Here is a 17686-nt window from a genome sequence, read left to right on the forward strand (position 1 = left end):
CTTAGAGATTCCTCGTTACGCTTTTGATCAGTCCAGCTACGCTTTTGTTTAGTAAATAGACGCGGGTTCTACGTCAACCGTCATTGTCAGACCTGATTTTATCCAATCCGTACGGTAGTATTTAATGAGCTGTTGGAGCGTTTCTGTTAACTTGGGCTCTTTTTTATATTTTATCAAACATTGGTAGCGATATCGATTGTTAACTCGACTAATGGCGGCTGCAGTCGGTCCAATGACGACTGTATCTGCAGACAAATTGGCTTTCAAATAGCGAGCACCTTTATCCGCAAAGTCAGCTACTTTCAATAAATCCTCATGTGTAAACTGAACGAGTGTGACGAAATAGAAAGGCGGATAGCCATATTGTCTTCTCGCGGCCATTTCCATATTGTAAAATGGTTCATAATGTTGGGCTTTGGCCAAATCGATTGCATAATGTTCAGGAGAATAGGTCTGAATGAACACCTCTCCAGGCAATTCATGACGTCCGGCACGTCCGCTCACCTGCGTCATCAGTTGAAAGGTTTTTTCTGCGGCACGAAAATCGGCTAGATGCAGTGTTGTATCCGCCGCGAGGACTCCTACTAGTGTGATATTAGGGAAATCAAGCCCTTTAGCAATCATTTGCGTACCGAGCAGAATATCGGCATTCCCTTCACTGAACTGCCTGAGCAACCGTTCATGTGAACCTTTTTGTCTTGTTGTATCTACGTCCATTCGAAGGACTCGTGCTTCGGGAAACAGTTTTGCAATTTCTTCTTGGGCTTTTTGAGTCCCTGTTCCAAAAAATCGTATATGTTCACTTTTACACTCTGGACAAACTTGCGGAACACGTTCTTCATGACCGCAATAATGACATTTCAGCTGTTCATGTGCACGGTGGTAGGTGAGCGAGATATCACAGTTTGGACATTCGACAACTGTACCGCAATCTCTACACAGAACGAATGATGAAAAGCCGCGCTTGTTAAGAAACAGAACGATTTGTTCTCTTTTCTCCAATCGTATGCGGATTGCCTCGGCAAGTGGCAATGAAAACATCGAGCGGTTACCTAACTTCAATTCTTCTCGCATATCAACTACATTTACTGTAGGCAGGGCTTGATCTCTCGGTCGTTTAGTCAGCGTCAGCAGTGTATATACACCTTTTGATGCCCGTGCATATGACTCCAATGAAGGCGTTGCACTGCCGAGAACGACTGGACAATTGTAATATTTCGCGCGTCTGATGGCTACATCCCTAGCATGGTAGCGCGGGGTATCATCTTGTTTATAGGTTGACTCATGCTCTTCGTCTAAAATAATGATGCCTAAATTTTCGAAGGGTGCAAATACCGCCGACCTTGCACCGACGACTACTTTTACTTCCCCTCGTTTTATTTTTCGCCACTCATCGTATTTTTCACCTGCAGACAACCCGCTGTGCATAACTGCGACTAACGCCCCGAAACGCGCAAGAAATCGGGATGTCATTTGCGGTGTTAACGCAATTTCCGGTACAAGGACGATTGCCTCTTTGCCTTTATCCAACACACGTTTAATAGCCTGTAGATACACTTCTGTTTTACCGCTACCCGTCACTCCATGAAGTAGAAATGTCTCAGCAAGTTGTTCATCTGAAGCAGTCGAGATGTGATCAAGGGCAATTTGCTGTTCACTCGTCAACTGCTCCGGAATTGCCGTATCTTTTAATTGTGGTGCATCAGGTTCGCGGTAGACTTCCGCTGATTCCTCAAAAGCTGCCCCTCTTTCAATAACCGCTTTTAAAATAGCTGGTTGAATCCCTGATTGTTCCATTAGCTGTTTCGCACTGATTGTCTTCTCAGCGCGTTCTATCATCCACTGAATCAATTCCGCTTGTTTTTTCGCTTTTAGATGAACGGAATCGTACAATTCAAGGAGTTTCTTTTCATTTGCCATACGAATCATTCGCACTTTTTTCACAGCCGTTTGCTGACCTACAGCTGTATCTACTGAAACAATTCCTTGACTCGCATAGCTTTTCAATATTTTCATAAGAGCGGATGTGTCTACTTCTTTTAGCTTAATTCGCTTCCTACCCGCTAGAAAAGCAATAAAATCTTCGTCGAGGATACGTGAGGGCTCCTCGACGACAATGAACTTTTCATATTTGGCACGCATTGCGGAAGGCAGCATTACCTGTAGCGCATCTATTTCATAGGACAAAGTTTCTACTGCAAGCCATCCGGATAATTCGAGCAGTTCATGGGAAATGACAGGATCCAAATCAATAAGCTCATCAATTGGTTTCACTTTTGACAAAGCAAGGTCGCTTTCTCCTTTTAGCTTTGTTACATAACCAAGCACTTTCCTAGGTCCGAATGGTACTTTTACTCGTACTCCGGGTTCGATTACGGATTCCATTGATTCTGGAACGAGGTAATCAAACGGCCTGTCAATCGGATAAGCCGCTACATCTACAATGACTTCAGCGATCATTGAGTTGTTCACTTTCTTCTTGAATTATATTTTCCAGAAGTAGGAGCGCCAATTCTTTTTTAGGCATTGCAAGGAAAGGTTTTTGCATTCCGTATTTTGACAAGAGTGTTACGACATTTGTATCTCTTCCGAATCCCGCTTCTGGATCTGTTACATCATTAATAATTATGTAATCGAGATTTTTACTTTCCAATTTGTTCAAACCATAATTGATTACATTTTCAGTTTCCGCAGCAAAACCGACAAGTATCTGATCTTTTTTCATCGTTCCTATTGTCTTCAAAATATCCGTTGTTCTTTCAAGTTCAATGACGGAATCTCCCGCTTGCTTTTTTATCTTTTGAGCGTGAATCTCTCTCGGACGGTAATCTGCGACGGCAGCAGCTTTTATAACAATTGACGCATCATCGAATTGCCCAAGGACTGCTTCGTACATCTCTGCAGCACTTTCTACATCAATGACAGTTACTCCAACTGGCTTGTCCAATCCGACAGGTCCTGAAATTAGAACGGTTTCAGCACCTAGCGCCACAGCTGCTTCCGCCATCGCATAGCCCATTTTACCGCTTGAAAAATTCGACACATATCTTACCGGATCGATTCTTTCACGTGTAGGACCAGCTGTAATTACAACTTTCTTTCCTGCGAGAGGTAGGTTTTTTTTCGTAGCAAACCGATTTGCTATCAGGTCCACAATCTTTTCTGGCTCTTCCAGACGCCCTTTCCCTACATAGCCGCATGCCAAAAAGCCAACGGATGGCTCAATGAATTTGTAGCCATCTTCATGCAACGTTTTAATGTTTCGGATAACTGCTTTATTTTCATACATGTGAATGTTCATAGCTGGAGCAATCCAAACTTCTGCCTGAGTAGCCAAAAGAGTTGTTGTTACCATATCATCGGAAATACCATTCGCCAGTTTCCCTATAACGTTCGCTGTTGCCGGAGCAACAACTACTAAATCAGCCCAATCAGCCAAGTCGATATGTGCTATGACACTAGACTCTTTCTCATCGAATGTATCAAAGTAAACATCATTCCGTGACATCGCTTGGAATGTCAAAGGTGTAACAAATTCTTTTGCAGACTCCGTCATGATGACCCTCACTGTTGCCCCGGCCTGTGATAGCTTACTAACAAGTGCAACAGCTTTATAGACCGCGATTCCGCCAGTTACACAAAGGAGGATTTTTTTATTTAACAACTTCATCTCTTCCCTTCTAAAATGACAAACTCCCAAAGAAAAACACATTTCTAAGGGAGTATCACATTTATCTATTTAGACACTAATTTTAAACCTGGAACTTTTATTACACTTCATCTTCATAGACGATAGAATCGTCCGATTTCTTTTTCGATAAAACGCCAGCAGCAACTTCTTCAAGTGCTTTGCCTACATTCTTTTTAGAGTCATAAGAAGTAAGGAGTTTAGTTCCTTCCTCCTGCATTTGACGTGCTCGTTTTGAAGCGAGTGTTACGAGTGTGTATTTTGAATCAATTTTCTCTTTTAACGAATCGATTGATGGAGTTAACATGATTTATTCCCCTCTCAGCATACCTAAATATAACTTTTCTACACGTTCTCTGCGGCAATGTTCTGCGATGACAATTGCATTAATACGTTCGCAGGCATTTGTTACTTCGTCGTTTTCCACGACGTAATCGTACAAGTTCATCATTTCAAACTCATCACGTGCTTTCAATATACGCGATGCAATAACATCGGACTTTTCGGTTCCTCTTCCAACTAACCGATCTTCCAACTCCGATAAACTTGGGGGTGCGAGGAATATAAATAGCCCGTCTGGAGCTTTCGACCGCACCTGTGCCGCTCCAACGACTTCAATCTCAAGGAATACATCTCTCCCTGCATCAAGCGTTTCATTGACATACTCAAGCGGAGTACCGTAATAATTGCCTACATACTCTGCGTATTCCAGAAGTTTACCCTCCTCGATCAACTGTTCAAATTCATCTCTAGACTTGAAAAAGTAATCAACGCCATCCACTTCGCCTTCACGTGGACTTCTCGTCGTCATCGAGATAGAGTATTCGTAGTTTGTATCCGGTTGTGTAAAAAGCTCTTTTCGAACCGTCCCTTTGCCCACACCAGATGGTCCGGACAGGACGATTAGAAGCCCACGTTGTTTATACATTCGATCCCTCTTCTTATCTAATCTGATTTACGGTGATTATTGGCATAATCAAGCCGACGTTGCACTCAATTGATTGAAACAATCTGTTCATATTATACCATATAAGGTCGTTGTAGTGCTAAAATGGGGAAAAACGATTTGAAAGAGGAATCCCTATGGCATTTGATGGTTTATTCACAACGGCAATGGTGCAGGAGCTACAAGTTTTACAAAATGGACGTATTTCTAAAATTCATCAGCCTAACGCACAGGAAGTTGTATTTCTAATACGTGCAGATGGCAAAAATCAAAAACTTCTAATTTCAATTCATTCATCTTATTCACGTATCCAACTGACAGAAGAAGCAATTACAAACCCATCTGAACCTCCTTTGTTTTGCATGGTCCTTCGAAAACATCTGGAAGGTGGTTCGATCACATCCATCGGTCAATTCGGCACAGACAGGATTATCACAATGGATGTCAAGGCAAAAAATGAAATTGGGGATGAAATTAACAGAAGGTTATACATCGAAATTATGGGTAGACACAGTAACTTGCTGCTTGTCGATCCGGAACGTAATATCATCATCGAAAGTATGAAACACTTGCCGCCATCGGTGAATAGTTACCGAACGATATTACCGGGGCAACCTTTCATACCCGCACCACCACAAGATAAATTAAATCCATTTACAGTCACTAAGCAACAATTTAATGAATTGCTGCCAGATTTAGAAAGCGCTCGTGATGTCGTCCAGAATTTTTCTGGTTTTTCTCCGATTAATGCGGAAGAATTACTGTTCAGGTTCAAAGAAGCGAAGGCCGACAAATATTCAGTGTTCACAACTCTCCTCGCTTCATTCAATGGAGTAGGAAGCACACCAAACATTTCCGAAGTCGGGACCAAAACCATTTTCTCAGCAACTGAACTGACATATGCGGACAATAAGCTTGCACAATATAATACGCTCGGTGACTTGTTGGATAAAGTGTATTTCGCACGGGCTGAAAGAGAACGTGTGAAATCTCAAGCAGCAGACCTAGAACGTTGGCTAGACAACGAAGTAGCCAAATTGAATCTAAAAGTGAAGAAGCTTATAAAAGAAAAAGAAGCTGCCGGGAAGCTAGATACGTTTCAGCTTTATGGAGAGTTACTTACTGCAAATAGCTACGCCATTGAAAAAGGTGCAACGGAAGCAACTGTCTCCAACTATTACGATGAAGGCACTACCGTAACAATTCCGCTTGATCCTAGGAAATCTCCGATTGATAACGCGCAACGCTTTTATTCACGTTATTCAAAAGCGAAAACAGCGCTTATCATGATCGCAGAGCAACTCGAAAAAGCAGCAGAGGATATCGCTTACTTCGAAATGATAAAACAACAAGTACTGCAAGCATCCCCTATAGACATCGCAGAAATACGTGAAGAACTAGCGGAACTTGGCTTTTTAAAGGCTCGTAAGTCAAAAAAGAAGCTTAAACCGAAAAAACCAGTGCCTGAAACATTCATTTCATCTGCAGGCCTGAAAATTTCTGTTGGTAAAAACAATAAACAAAATGATTATTTAACATTTAAGATTGCCTCGAGAGAACAAACTTGGCTTCATACAAAAGATATACCGGGATCACACGTTGTTATCCATGACGCTAATCCCGATGATGAAACGATTCGTGAAGCAGCAATTCTATCTGCATACTTCAGTAAAGCCCGCGGTTCCTCAGCTGTACCAGTAGACTACACTGAAGTGCGCCATGTTAAAAAACCGAATGGTTCGAAACCTGGATTCGTCATCTACTTTGAACAAAAAACGATACTAGTAGACCCTGATGAAGATATAGTGATGAAACTTAAAAAATAAAAATGCTAATTCATATGGATATTCCATGTGGATTAGCATTTTTTTTACAGATTGAGCATCCGTTACTAAACGGATACCCCGTACCAAACTACTTTTGCAATTATCTCAAAGTTATTCTGATTATTGAACGGCACTACATAATCGTAAAAGTTTTCATTTGTTGACTCAGGACTTAACACAATCACTTCTTGCTGTTCAATTTTTCTGTAACGTCTGACAGCGTATTCATTGTCAACACAGTAAACAGCAATATCTCCGTCTTTTATGTCATCTTGCTCAATTATTTTTGCTACGAGTGGAGAACCATCGGGAAAAAGTAAATTCATACTATCTCCTATTACTTTGAACGCTACCAGGTTCTCGTCTTGCGCGTATTTCCCTAAAAAACTAGTTGGTAGTTTAATAAGTTCTGCATCATCGCATTCTATTCCATCTGTATGAGAAAGTACACTGGCTTTAATTGAAGGCATACATCCTAAGGCTACTGTTTTAGCTAGGGGGAAAGAGTTCCCTTTAAAGAAATATTCCATCGGAACTTCAAAGTAATTCGCCAATTGTTGTAATGCCCCCGCCCTCGGAAATTTATTGCCCTTTTCCCATTCCGAAATCGTGGCTTGACTCATTCCTATTGCGTCTGCAAGTTCTACCATTGTTATTCTATTTCTATCTCTTAATCGTTTCAACCGTCTGGAAAATAGGTCTTGTACAAAATTGTTCATGAATAGGACCTCCATTTACATCTCATACTAATTGTACATCATTTTGGAAGTGATCTTCATTTAATTCCGGAAATATAGCTTGTAATAACTATTCCCACGACACTTGTCTTTTTGTATCACTTTTAGTAATATATAATCAATATAGAAAGGGTGAACTATGTGACATCTGAAAATGAAGTGCCATTTTACCTAATTCAAACACTTCATTCCTTACGACTGAAATATGGGATGAATTCTCCTGAACTCGCAGAAAAAATTGGTGTTAGTACAACTACATACGAAGCATGGGAAGAAGATTCTTCTAACATTTCATTTACTCAAATATTGAAATTGGAAGAAGTATTTCAAATGCCTTCGAAATATATTTTTTTCGGTAAAGATATTACTCTAAGTAATCCACGGAAGTCAAATAAATAGCTATTTCAAATATTAACTGAATTGTCCCACATTAAAATTAGTCTGTCAAAGAACTACATCATGAACCTTTCCTTTTAATTAAAACGTTAAGTTGTCTTAGACTATTTCTTAAAGGGGTTGCACCATAATATGGACATTAAAAACTTTCAAGGTGACGTTAAGGTACTTATTTCAAGTATCATGCATGAACAATCGAAGCCATTTCAAACTAGCATTACAGAACTTTTAGCTTCAGCTAACGAAAATAAGCTTGAAGAAGCTCTTTTAAAACAATTAGTCCCTATGTATGAACTATTAGAGATTTTAAATAAAGAAAATAAAATAAATAAACAACAGTATAACCAGCGCAGAATAGCCTTACTAAAACTTTCGCTGCTCGCAGAAGAAGTCAATATCAACCATAAAAATACTTTATAAATCTTTTTTCACAATAAATAAAGTTCACTTTTCTAGTAAATAAAAAAATGCTATTCCACAATCATGTGGAATAGCATTTTTACTTTAATAGACCTGCTTTTAAATTACCATGCCAAGTAAGTAAACTTGCCATTGAATCTTTATTGATCGCACCATTGTCTTTTGCCACTTCAGCAAGTGCGCCGAAATCAGTCAGACTCTTATACGTCAATCCCGCCTTCGCAAATGTTTCATCTGCACTTTGGAGTTCATATGTAAATATCGAAACAATTCCAGTCACTTCAATTCCTTCAGAGCGCAATGCTTCAGCAGCATTTAAGCTACTACCCCCTGTAGAAATCAAGTCTTCTATAATGACCGCCTTATCTGAATCGGCAATCTTTCCTTCAATTTGACGACTGCGTCCGTGTCCTTTTGCTGTTGAACGGATATAGACCATCGGCAGTCCAAGAATGTCCGCAACCCAAGCAGCGTGTGGAATTCCGGCTGTCGCCGTTCCTGCGATGACTGTTGTTTCAGGATAATTTTCACGAATCAATTCCGAAAGCCCTTGAGCTATTTTTTTACGGCCAATTGGATCTGACATCGTCAAGCGGTTGTCACAATAGATGGGGGATTCAATACCTGATGCCCATGTAAAGGGTTCGTTAGGGCTTAATTCTACCGCTCCTACATTTAACAGGATTTCAGCGACTTCTTTTTTTATCATTTTTATTTTGTCCCCTTCCAAAGTTCATTTATTTGTTCATAAGCCGCCCTTGGATCAGTCGCACCCGTAATCGCTCTACCTACGACGATATGGGTTGAACCGGCAAGACGTGCTTCATCGGGCGTTGCAATTCTTTTCTGATCATGTGCTCCGCCATCTGAAAGACGTATGCCTGGCGTGACTTTGAAGAACTTTTCTCCGCAAACATTCGCAATGGCTGTTGCCTCATGGACCGAACAAACGACACCATCGAGTCCTGCCAATTTTGACAGTTTGGCATAGTGAGAGACAGAATCTTCAAGTGTGACATGAATCAACTGCTCTTCACGAACTTGCCGCTCATCTGTTGAGGTAAGCTGTGTTACGCCAATTAATGAAGGACGTGCTATCCCTGAAGGGGTCCCCTTATCAAGACCTTCAAGTGCCGCTTCCATCATTGCCTTGCCGCCAGCAACATGAACGTTTAACAGGTCAACGCCGAATCCAGCAAGCACTTCCATCGCAGACTTTACTGTATTTGGAATATCATGCAGTTTCAAATCTAAGAACACATCATATCCCAGTTCTTTTAGGCGAGCCACAACTGCAGGACCTTCTTTATAATAAAGCTGCATACCCACTTTCACATTGATGTCTCCGTCAAATGCTCGGAGAAACTCAAACGTTTTTTCAGCCGAATCAAAATCGAGTGCAATAATTGGGGATGATTTCATAGACGGTGGCTCCTTCCTATCAGCTCTGAAATATGACCTATTCCTAGCTCATCTAGCTTAGCAGGCAATTGCTCTATGATTTGTGGGCAAACGAATGGATTGACGAAGTTTGCTGTGCCTACCGCTACAGCACTTGCGCCCGCAGACATAAAGTCGATAATGTCAGCCGTTTCTGTGACACCGCCCATTCCAATTATCGGAATATTGACCGCTTTACTTACTTCATAAACCATTCGAATGGCAACCGGTTTAACTGCAGGGCCGGACAAACCGCCTGTACCGTTCGCAATAACGGGCCGGCCAGTTTTCTGATCAAGACGCATACCAATCAGCGTATTGATCATCGTAATTCCGTCCGCTCCTCCTGCTTCGACCGCCTGTGCAATTTCCTTGATATCAGTAACGTTTGGAGATAGTTTGACATAAACCGGAACTGCAGATACTTCTTTAACCGCTCTTGTCAGTTCTCTTGCAATTTCTGGATCTGTTCCAAAAGTGATGCCACCCGCCTTAACGTTTGGACAAGAAATATTGAGTTCAAGTGCTTTGACGTTCGGCGCCTGGGATACAACTTTCGCTACTTCCACATAATCAGCCGTTTCTGTGCCTGCAACGTTTGCGATAATCGGAACGTCAAACTGCTCTAGCCATGGCAATTCAACTTCTAAAACACCCTTCAATCCCGGATTTTGCAACCCGATTGCATTCAACATACCAGATGCTGTTTCAGCTACACGCGGCGTTGGATTACCGAGCCTTGTTTCAAGTGTAGTTGCTTTGATCATAATCGCACCAAGTACTGACAAATCATATAGCTGACCATACTCTTTACCAAACCCGAAACAACCGGAAGCAGGCATAATTGGATTCTTTAACGACAAACCTGGTAATTCAATAGATAATCTATTCATATTGCCACCACCCCTGCCGGGAAAACAGGACCATCTGAACATACTTTAATATATGCTTTTTCGGACCCTTCCGTTGTTTGACAAACGCATGCGAAACAAGCTCCAATGCCGCAACCCATTCGCTGCTCGAATGATAGAAATCCTTTTTTCCCTACATACATCTTTTGCACTGCTTCAAGCATCGGCATTGGACCGCAACTGTAATACGTTGAGAACTCATTACCAAGTTCTGACATAACGTTTGTTACAAATCCTGCCGTTCCCTGTGAGCCGTCAACAGTCACGATATGTGTTTCACCAAGCTGGTTGAATTCCTCTTCGTAGAATACAACGTCCTTTGATTGGAAACCTAAGACGTGCGTGCATTTCACACCTTCAGCTGTTAATTGTTTCGATAGTTCATATAACGGAGGTACACCTATTCCCCCCCCGATTAAAATAGCTGTCTCCCCGGACGCCGTTTCTTCGACTGGAAAACCGTTGCCTAGAGGTCCGAGTACATCAATTTCATCATCAGTTCGTTTCTCTGAAAGAATTGTAGTCCCACGACCTTCAGCGCGATAGATAATGGTCATTTCCCCAGCAATGTGGTCTATGGAAGCGATTGAGATCGGACGTCTTAACAGTGGTTCAAATGAATCGGATACTCGAATGTGAACAAACTGGCCTGGGGAAGAAATTTCCCCGACCAACTTACCTTTTAACGTCATTTCAAATATATTATGAGCTATTTGTCGTTGTGAAGTTACCGTCATTCGATCTTGTAAGATCATATAGTCTCCTCCACTTTCCCCATTTCCTCAGTTTGGAATGTCATCGATTCAATGACACGCAACATTGCATCTGCTGTATCAAGAGAAGTGAAACAAGGAATTCCATTTTCAACTGATTCGCGGCGAATTCTAAAGCCATCACGTGCGGGCTGTTTCCCTTTAGTCAGTGTATTGATAATAATTTGGGCTTTTCCTTTTTGAATAACATCCAGAAGCGTTGGTCCTTCTGAACCGATTTTCCCAATTGTTTTCACTTGGATCCCTGCGTTTTCTAAAACAGAAGCTGTACCTGACGTTGCCAAAATACGATAACCTATATCCGTAAAGCGCTTCGCAATGCTGACTATCTCTTCTTTATCTTTGTCCGAAACAGTCATTATAACGGAACCATATTCTTTTATTTCCATTCCTGCCGCAACAAGACCTTTGTACAAGGCTTTTTCAAGTGTAATGTCTTTACCCATAACTTCTCCAGTTGACTTCATTTCAGGTCCGAGTGTGATATCAACACGTCGTAATTTCGCAAATGAGAAGACGGGTACTTTGACGTAGACGCCTGACGGTGCCGGAGCAAGTCCATCTTTATAACCTTGTTCGATAATTGATTGACCCAGAATTGCTTTTGTTGCAATGTTGGCCATCGGAATGTTTGTAATTTTACTTAGGAAAGGAACCGTTCGGCTCGACCGTGGATTCACTTCAATTACATATACTTGCCCTTCCGATATGACGAACTGGATATTGAGAAGACCAATTATTCCAAGCCCTTTTGCAAGGCGAGTCGTATAATCAGCAATTGTTTCTAACTGAGAAGCCGATAAGTTTTGCGGCGGGAATACGGCAATCGAGTCACCAGAGTGAACGCCTGCACGTTCAATATGTTCCATAATTCCTGGAATTAGTACATTTTCTCCGTCACATATTCCATCGACTTCGATTTCAGTTCCTGTCAAGTAGCGATCGACGAGTACGGGATGGTCAGGACTCGCTTCAACAGCATGTTCCATGTAATAAAGCAGTTCCTCTTCGTGGTAAACAATCTCCATCGCACGTCCTCCCAAAACATAGGAAGGCCTTACGAGTACGGGATAACCGATTTCATTTGCAATCGCGACAGCTTCCGGTACAGAGACAGCTGTTTTTCCAAGTGGCTGCGGAATTCCAATTTCACGCAGTGCACTTTCAAACTTATTACGGTTTTCCGCACGGTCCGTATTTTCCAACGAAGTTCCTAAGATTTTCACTCCGCGTGCTTCAAGGCCAGCTGCTAGGTTAATAGCTGTTTGTCCACCGAATTGCACGATAACGCCTTCGGGCTGCTCAAGATCAACGATGTGCATTACATCTTCAATTGTCAGTGGTTCAAAGTATAATTTGTCCGAAATCGAAAAGTCTGTTGACACCGTTTCGGGGTTATTGTTAATAATGATTGCTTCATAGCCAGCTTCTTGAATTGCCCAAACAGAGTGGACCGTTGCATAATCGAACTCGACGCCTTGTCCGATACGAATCGGGCCCGATCCGAGCACTATGACACTTTTTTTATCCGATTTGATCGATTCGTTTTCATCCTCGTACGTACCGTAAAAGTAAGGTGTATCCGATTCAAATTCGCCAGCACAAGTATCGACTTTTTTATAAACCGGTATAAGGCCATGCTCTTTCCGCCAGTCGTATACTGCTCGCTCGTCTGTGTTCCACAGTTCTGCAATCGTTACATCTGAGAAGCCCATACGTTTTGCTGTACGTAAAGTTTCATAATTGAAAGGATTTCCCTTTACTTCGACTTCAAATTGCACGATTTTTTGGAACTTGCGAAGGAAGAATGGATCAATTTGACTCCACTCGTTAATCGTTTCAACAGTCACTCCCCTGCGGAATGCTTCGCCGATGAAGAACAAACGCTCATCACCCGCACGACGAATTCGTTTTTCAATCCACTCGTCAGTCATAGTCGTTCCATTTTTCAATGATAAGCCGAATTGGCCAGTTTCTAGCGAGCGAACTGCTTTTAAGATTGATTCTTCGAATGTACGACCAATTGCCATTACTTCGCCAGTCGCTTTCATTTGTGTGCCTAGGTTCCGTTTAGCAGATTCGAATTTATCAAACGGCCAGCGTGGAATTTTTGTCACGATGTAATCGAGCGTTGGTTCGAAACATGCGTATGTCGTCCCTGTTACTGGATTCATCATTTCGTCGAGCGTGAGTCCAACCGCGATTTTTGCAGCGATTTTTGCGATTGGATAGCCCGTCGCTTTAGACGCTAGCGCAGAAGAACGGCTAACGCGAGGATTCACTTCAATAATGTAATAGTTGAAGCTAAATGGATCGAGTGCAAGTTGGACATTACATCCGCCTTCGATTTTCAGTGCCCGAACAATTTTCAATGACACGTTGCGTAGCATCTGATTTTCCCGATCTGTCAATGTTTGAAGTGGAGCCGCAACAATTGAATCACCTGTGTGAATCCCAACAGCATCTACGTTCTCCATATTACAAACAATAATTGCATTGTCCGCAGAATCTCGTACCACTTCATATTCAATTTCCTTGTAGCCTGCAATAGACTTCTCTAACAAACATTGCGTAACTGGACTGTATTTTAAGCCGCCTGTGACGATTTCATCGAGATCTGAATCGTTATAACAGATTCCTCCGCCAGTTCCACCCAATGTAAATGCAGGACGAACGATAACCGGATAACCGATTCTTTCAACAAGTGCATACGCCTCTTCAAGGTTGTGGATAATATCACTATCAGGTACAGGTTCACCTAATTCGTTCATCAGTGAACGGAACAAGTCACGGTCTTCCGCTTGGTGAATTGCATGAAGCTTTGTCCCGAGAATCTCAATGTCGAGTTCATCCAAAATACCTGAATCGTGTAGCTCAATCGCCATGTTAAGACCCGTTTGTCCACCTAGTGTAGGTAGAAGTGCATCCGGACGTTCTTTTCGAATAATACGGCTAACAAATTCAAGTGTAAGGGGTTCAATATATACTTTGTCTGCAATCTCTGTATCCGTCATTATCGTAGCAGGATTCGAGTTGATAAGAATAACGCGATAACCTTCTTCTTTCAATGAAAGACATGCTTGTGTTCCGGCATAGTCAAATTCCGCCGCCTGTCCGATAACAATGGGACCTGATCCAATTACTAATATAGTTTCAATATCTGTACGTTTAGGCATTGAAATTCTCCTTTCGGCTGCTCGTATTCATTAATTCCATAAATCTGTCAAAAAGATGTTTCGAGTCTTCCGGTCCTGGTGATGCTTCTGGATGAAACTGGACGGAAAATGCAGCGTACTTTGTGCTTTTCACGCCTTCAACAGATGAATCATTAAGTGCTTTATGTGTCACTTCAAGACTAGTACCCACGAGTGATTTTTCATCTACTGCATAGCCATGACTTTGAGATGTCAGTTCTGTGCGACCCGTCGTTAAATCTTTTACTGGGTGATTGCCACCCATATGGCTGTTTTTCAATTTCACTGTCTGTGCTCCGCAAGCTATGGCAAACAGCTGATGACCTAGTCCAATTCCGAAGATTGGGGCTTTTCCTAACAAATCTCTAATTGTTTCAACCGTGCCCTCTACATCTTCCGGATTACCTGGCCCGTTTGACAACACAATACCATCTGGTGATAAAGCAAGGATTTCTTTTGTCGAAGTGTTATAAGGTACTACAATCACGTCGCAATCTCTATCGTTTAATTCACGTAAAATACCATGTTTCATGCCGTAATCGATTAGGATAACACGCTCTCCACGGCCAGGGCTTGGATACGGTTTTTTCGTTGAAACGCGAGCAACTAGATCTGTAGGCAAAGTATAAGCTACGGCTTGCTCAACCATTTCTTGCACGTTCACTTCTTCCCCAGCAGCTGTCAAAATACCTTTTAGTGACCCTTTGTCTCGCAACAGCCTTGTTAATTTACGAGTATCGATACCTTGGATTCCAGGAATACCTTTCATCGTCAGCAGTTCGCAAAGTGTCATGATACTGCGGAAGTTAGACGGTTCTTCTGCCAGTTCACGGACAACTACGCCGCTTGCCGCCAGTTCAATTGACTCGTAATCGTCTCGGTTAATACCGTAATTACCGATAAGTGGGTAAGTCATAACAATAATTTGTCCTGCACCTGATGGGTTCGATATGGTTTCTTGATAACCTGTCATTCCTGTTGTGAATACTGTTTCACCGATTGAGGCTGCATCGGAACCAAATGCAATTCCTTCAAAAATTGTACCGTCTTCTAAAATGAGCATTCTTTTTTTCATCATTGTCCATCCTCCCAGACTACTTTTCCACCGAATATTGTTTTCACTGGCCATCCTGTACATGTCCAACCGTCAAATGGTGTGTTCTTGCCATTTGAGACAAATGTCGTCCGGTCTATTTTTTCTTCTTTATTCAAATCGAGGAACACTAGATCTGCAGTAGCACCGACTTCAATTTTCCCATATGGCAATCCGAAGACATCAGCAGGTTTTTTTGTCATCCAATCGATGAGTTGTTGCAATGTCCATATTCCTTCTTTAACAAAGTTCGTATAAAGAAGCGGGAAAGCTGTTTCAAACCCTGTAATGCCGAATGGTGCTTTTGCAAAGCCCGCTGCTTTTTCTTCAGCAGTATGTGGTGCATGATCTGTTGCGATGAAATCGAGCGTTCCATCAAGCAATCCTTCGCGCAATGCGATGAGATCCTCTTTTCCACGTAGCGGTGGATTCATTTTCCAATCTGCATTATCTCCTGGAATATCATCTTCCGATAGAAGAAGGTGATGCGGACTTACTTCTGCAGTAACATGTATACCTGCTTTTTTCGCATCACGTATAACCCTAACGGATTCTTTCGTACTGACATGACAAACATGGTAATGTGCGCCTGCTGCTTCAGCCAGTAAAATATCCCGCGCGATATGGACCGATTCCGCTATTGAAGGGATGCCGGGGAGACCGAGCTCCTTATTGCGTTTCCCCTCATGCATTGCGCCTCCGTAGATGAGCGTATTGTCTTCACAGTGAGCAACAATTGCCATTCCGATTTCTGCAGCATCTTGCATCGCTTCATACATCATTCCTGCCTGTTGCACCCCAACACCGTCGTCAGTGAATGCAAAAGCGCCATGTTCTTTCAATTCTGCAAGATTCGTACGTTCTTTGCCGGCTTCGCGAATTGTAATCGAAGCATATGGAAGTACACGGATTAGCGATTTCTGAGCTATCAACTCATTAACGAAAGTCAGATTTTCTTTCGTATCCGGAACCGGCCTAGTATTCGGCATTGGACAGATTGTCGTGTAACCGCCTTTTGCTGCTGCTAGCGTACCACTTTCAATTGTCTCTTTATGCTCCCCGCCTGGTTCCCGTAGATGCACGTGGACATCAATGAATCCTGGTGCTAGTAAAAGTCCTTGTCCATCGATAACTTGTGCACTCCCGGCAGTTAGTTCCTGGCCTATTTCCGAGATTTTATCGTCAGTCATTTTTACATCTGTCGTAATAAGTTTTCCTTCTTCGTTTAACATCTGAATCCCTTTAATTAGTTTAACCATATTAATTCCTCCCTTTCAAAACTATATCCAACACAGCCATACGTATGTAAACACCATTTTCCATCTGTTTAAAGATTCTAGATTGGGTGCATTCGATGAGTGATTCTGAGATTTCCACTCCTCTGTTGAAAGGTCCTGGATGCATGATGATGGCATTTTTCTTCATCATCTGTGCACGATCTTCTGTTAGACCATATCGTTCATGGTAACTTTCTTCAGTAAAGATTGAGCCTACTCCGTGTCTTTCATGTTGGACGCGGAGAAGCATGACTACGTCATTCGTACCAATCACTTCGTCCCACGAATCAACGCTCTCAAATTCTCCTGCCCATTTAGCTGGACAAAGGAAAGTTACATTGGCTCCGAGTTTTGTCAATGCATCTGCATTAGATCGAGCAACCCGGCTATGTGTAATATCCCCTGCAATTAGTACATTCAGACCTTTAAATGAACCGAACTCTTCCTTGATCGTGAACAAATCCAACAATGACTGCGTCGGGTGCTGACCTGCCCCATCTCCGCCATTTATAATGGATACATTCGTTCTACCAATCAATTGCTTATAGTAACCGTCTTCAGGATGACGGATAACAAGTGCATCTACACCGATTGCTTCAAGCGTTTTCACCGTGTCATAAAGAGTTTCACCTTTTAGTGTGCTTGAGAAATTTGATTCGAATGGCAGTACTCCAAGGTTAAGTTTTTGTTCGGCCATTTCAAAACTCATTTTTGTCCGTGTACTAGGTTCAAAAAACAAGTTACTGACAAAGTATTTCCCGGGCAATTCCCGTGCTCCAAGTTTTTTAAATGTATCTGCACGATCAAGGATAGTCATGATTTCAGCTTCACTTAGATCTTTCATGGATACAAGATGTTGCATTCAGTTTATCCCCCTTTTATTGGTAAGCGACTAAACTCTATGTCAGGATTTTTTAAAAAACGAGCCTTCCCGATAAACGGAAAGGCTCGTTAAGTATGACAATCCTCATCCTTCACTCAGATG

General features: G+C 42.1%; 16 protein-coding genes. 3 read left to right on the top strand and 13 right to left on the bottom strand.

The features are described 5' to 3' along the window. Positions 1-48 precede the first annotated feature (48 nt). From priA to gmk, 4 genes are all read right to left on the bottom strand, one after another. Positions 49-2460: a primosomal protein N' gene (gene priA / locus AC25Y5_RS05195; protein WP_488139401.1), complete on the bottom strand. Its 2412-nt coding sequence runs from the start codon at positions 2458-2460 to the stop codon at positions 49-51. Next, positions 2450-3670 (bottom strand): bifunctional phosphopantothenoylcysteine decarboxylase/phosphopantothenate--cysteine ligase CoaBC, encoded by a 1221-nt coding sequence (gene coaBC / locus AC25Y5_RS05200; protein WP_488139402.1) that lies wholly within the window; start codon positions 3668-3670, stop codon positions 2450-2452. Before coaBC ends, priA begins: the two co-directional genes overlap by 11 nt. 100 nt (positions 3671-3770) lie before the next feature. Then, positions 3771-3995, bottom strand: a complete 225-nt coding sequence (gene rpoZ, locus AC25Y5_RS05205; protein WP_488139403.1) for a DNA-directed RNA polymerase subunit omega — start codon at positions 3993-3995, stop codon at positions 3771-3773. Positions 3996-3998: 3 nt separating this feature from the next. Further along, positions 3999-4616, bottom strand: a complete 618-nt coding sequence (gene gmk / locus AC25Y5_RS05210) for a guanylate kinase (RefSeq protein ID WP_488139404.1) — start codon at positions 4614-4616, stop codon at positions 3999-4001. 155 nt (positions 4617-4771) lie between these two features. Here gmk and AC25Y5_RS05215 point away from each other — a divergent pair, with 155 nt between their 5' ends. Then, positions 4772-6460, top strand: coding sequence for an Rqc2 family fibronectin-binding protein (locus AC25Y5_RS05215; protein ID WP_488139405.1), 1689 nt, complete (start codon positions 4772-4774; stop codon positions 6458-6460). Positions 6461-6525: 65 nt separating this feature from the next. Here AC25Y5_RS05215 and AC25Y5_RS05220 read toward each other — a convergent pair whose 3' ends face one another. Then, entirely contained in the window at positions 6526-7179 is a 654-nt protein-coding gene (locus AC25Y5_RS05220) for an XRE family transcriptional regulator (RefSeq protein WP_482103918.1), read from the bottom strand. Positions 7180-7338: 159 nt separating this feature from the next. On the opposite strand from AC25Y5_RS05220, the gene AC25Y5_RS05225 reads away from it, so the two are divergent. Then, entirely contained in the window at positions 7339-7596 is a 258-nt protein-coding gene (locus tag AC25Y5_RS05225; protein ID WP_482103917.1) for a helix-turn-helix transcriptional regulator, read from the top strand. Between the two features lie 129 nt (positions 7597-7725). Then, the gene (locus AC25Y5_RS05230) at positions 7726-8013 is read left to right on the top strand and encodes a hypothetical protein (RefSeq protein WP_488139406.1); all 288 of its coding nucleotides are present in this window, start codon (positions 7726-7728) and stop codon (positions 8011-8013) included. A gap of 79 nt (positions 8014-8092) precedes the next feature. Here the strand turns inward: AC25Y5_RS05230 and pyrE are convergent, their stop codons facing one another. Genes pyrE through AC25Y5_RS05270 form a run of 8 tightly spaced genes read right to left on the bottom strand, consistent with a single transcriptional unit; the run spans position 8093 to position 17563 of the window. After that, entirely contained in the window at positions 8093-8722 is a 630-nt protein-coding gene (gene pyrE, locus AC25Y5_RS05235; RefSeq protein WP_488139407.1) for an orotate phosphoribosyltransferase, read from the bottom strand. A 2-nt stretch (positions 8723-8724) separates the two neighbouring features. After that, a complete protein-coding gene (gene pyrF, locus AC25Y5_RS05240) occupies positions 8725-9435 on the bottom strand; it encodes an orotidine-5'-phosphate decarboxylase (RefSeq protein ID WP_488139408.1) in 711 nt (236 codons plus the stop codon). Further along, positions 9432-10346: a dihydroorotate dehydrogenase gene (locus AC25Y5_RS05245; protein WP_488139409.1), complete on the bottom strand. Its 915-nt coding sequence runs from the start codon at positions 10344-10346 to the stop codon at positions 9432-9434. The genes pyrF and AC25Y5_RS05245 overlap by 4 nt, the downstream gene beginning before the upstream one ends. After that, positions 10343-11119: a dihydroorotate dehydrogenase electron transfer subunit gene (locus AC25Y5_RS05250; RefSeq protein ID WP_488139410.1), complete on the bottom strand. Its 777-nt coding sequence runs from the start codon at positions 11117-11119 to the stop codon at positions 10343-10345. Before AC25Y5_RS05250 ends, AC25Y5_RS05245 begins: the two co-directional genes overlap by 4 nt. Beyond that, entirely contained in the window at positions 11116-14313 is a 3198-nt protein-coding gene (gene carB, locus AC25Y5_RS05255; RefSeq protein WP_488139411.1) for a carbamoyl-phosphate synthase large subunit, read from the bottom strand. Before carB ends, AC25Y5_RS05250 begins: the two co-directional genes overlap by 4 nt. Continuing rightward, positions 14306-15406 (bottom strand): carbamoyl phosphate synthase small subunit, encoded by a 1101-nt coding sequence (locus tag AC25Y5_RS05260; protein WP_488139559.1) that lies wholly within the window; start codon positions 15404-15406, stop codon positions 14306-14308. Before AC25Y5_RS05260 ends, carB begins: the two co-directional genes overlap by 8 nt. Beyond that, complete coding sequence (locus AC25Y5_RS05265) at positions 15406-16683, bottom strand: dihydroorotase (protein ID WP_488139412.1); 1278 nt, start codon at positions 16681-16683, stop codon at positions 15406-15408. Before AC25Y5_RS05265 ends, AC25Y5_RS05260 begins: the two co-directional genes overlap by 1 nt. A gap of 1 nt (position 16684) precedes the next feature. After that, a complete protein-coding gene (locus tag AC25Y5_RS05270) occupies positions 16685-17563 on the bottom strand; it encodes an aspartate carbamoyltransferase catalytic subunit (RefSeq protein ID WP_488139413.1) in 879 nt (292 codons plus the stop codon). Positions 17564-17686: the final 123 nt, after the last annotated feature.

This window comes from Sporosarcina sp. Y1011 (assembly GCF_057669885.1).

Excerpts from the sequence above, each read along its gene's own strand:
- priA (WP_488139401.1), bottom strand. The coding sequence starts at position 2,460 with ATGATCGCTGAAGTCATTGTAGATGTAGCGGCTTATCCGATTGACAGG.
- coaBC (WP_488139402.1), bottom strand. The coding sequence starts at position 3,670 with ATGAAGTTGTTAAATAAAAAAATCCTCCTTTGTGTAACTGGCGGAATC.
- rpoZ (WP_488139403.1), bottom strand. The coding sequence starts at position 3,995 with ATGTTAACTCCATCAATCGATTCGTTAAAAGAGAAAATTGATTCAAAA.
- gmk (WP_488139404.1), bottom strand. The coding sequence starts at position 4,616 with ATGTATAAACAACGTGGGCTTCTAATCGTCCTGTCCGGACCATCTGGT.
- AC25Y5_RS05215 (WP_488139405.1), top strand. The coding sequence starts at position 4,772 with ATGGCATTTGATGGTTTATTCACAACGGCAATGGTGCAGGAGCTACAA.
- AC25Y5_RS05220 (WP_482103918.1), bottom strand. The coding sequence starts at position 7,179 with ATGAACAATTTTGTACAAGACCTATTTTCCAGACGGTTGAAACGATTA.
- AC25Y5_RS05230 (WP_488139406.1), top strand. The coding sequence starts at position 7,726 with ATGGACATTAAAAACTTTCAAGGTGACGTTAAGGTACTTATTTCAAGT.
- pyrE (WP_488139407.1), bottom strand. The coding sequence starts at position 8,722 with ATGATAAAAAAAGAAGTCGCTGAAATCCTGTTAAATGTAGGAGCGGTA.
- pyrF (WP_488139408.1), bottom strand. The coding sequence starts at position 9,435 with ATGAAATCATCCCCAATTATTGCACTCGATTTTGATTCGGCTGAAAAA.
- AC25Y5_RS05245 (WP_488139409.1), bottom strand. The coding sequence starts at position 10,346 with ATGAATAGATTATCTATTGAATTACCAGGTTTGTCGTTAAAGAATCCA.
- AC25Y5_RS05250 (WP_488139410.1), bottom strand. The coding sequence starts at position 11,119 with ATGATCTTACAAGATCGAATGACGGTAACTTCACAACGACAAATAGCT.
- carB (WP_488139411.1), bottom strand. The coding sequence starts at position 14,313 with ATGCCTAAACGTACAGATATTGAAACTATATTAGTAATTGGATCAGGT.
- AC25Y5_RS05260 (WP_488139559.1), bottom strand. The coding sequence starts at position 15,406 with ATGAAAAAAAGAATGCTCATTTTAGAAGACGGTACAATTTTTGAAGGA.
- AC25Y5_RS05265 (WP_488139412.1), bottom strand. The coding sequence starts at position 16,683 with ATGGTTAAACTAATTAAAGGGATTCAGATGTTAAACGAAGAAGGAAAA.
- AC25Y5_RS05270 (WP_488139413.1), bottom strand. The coding sequence starts at position 17,563 with ATGCAACATCTTGTATCCATGAAAGATCTAAGTGAAGCTGAAATCATG.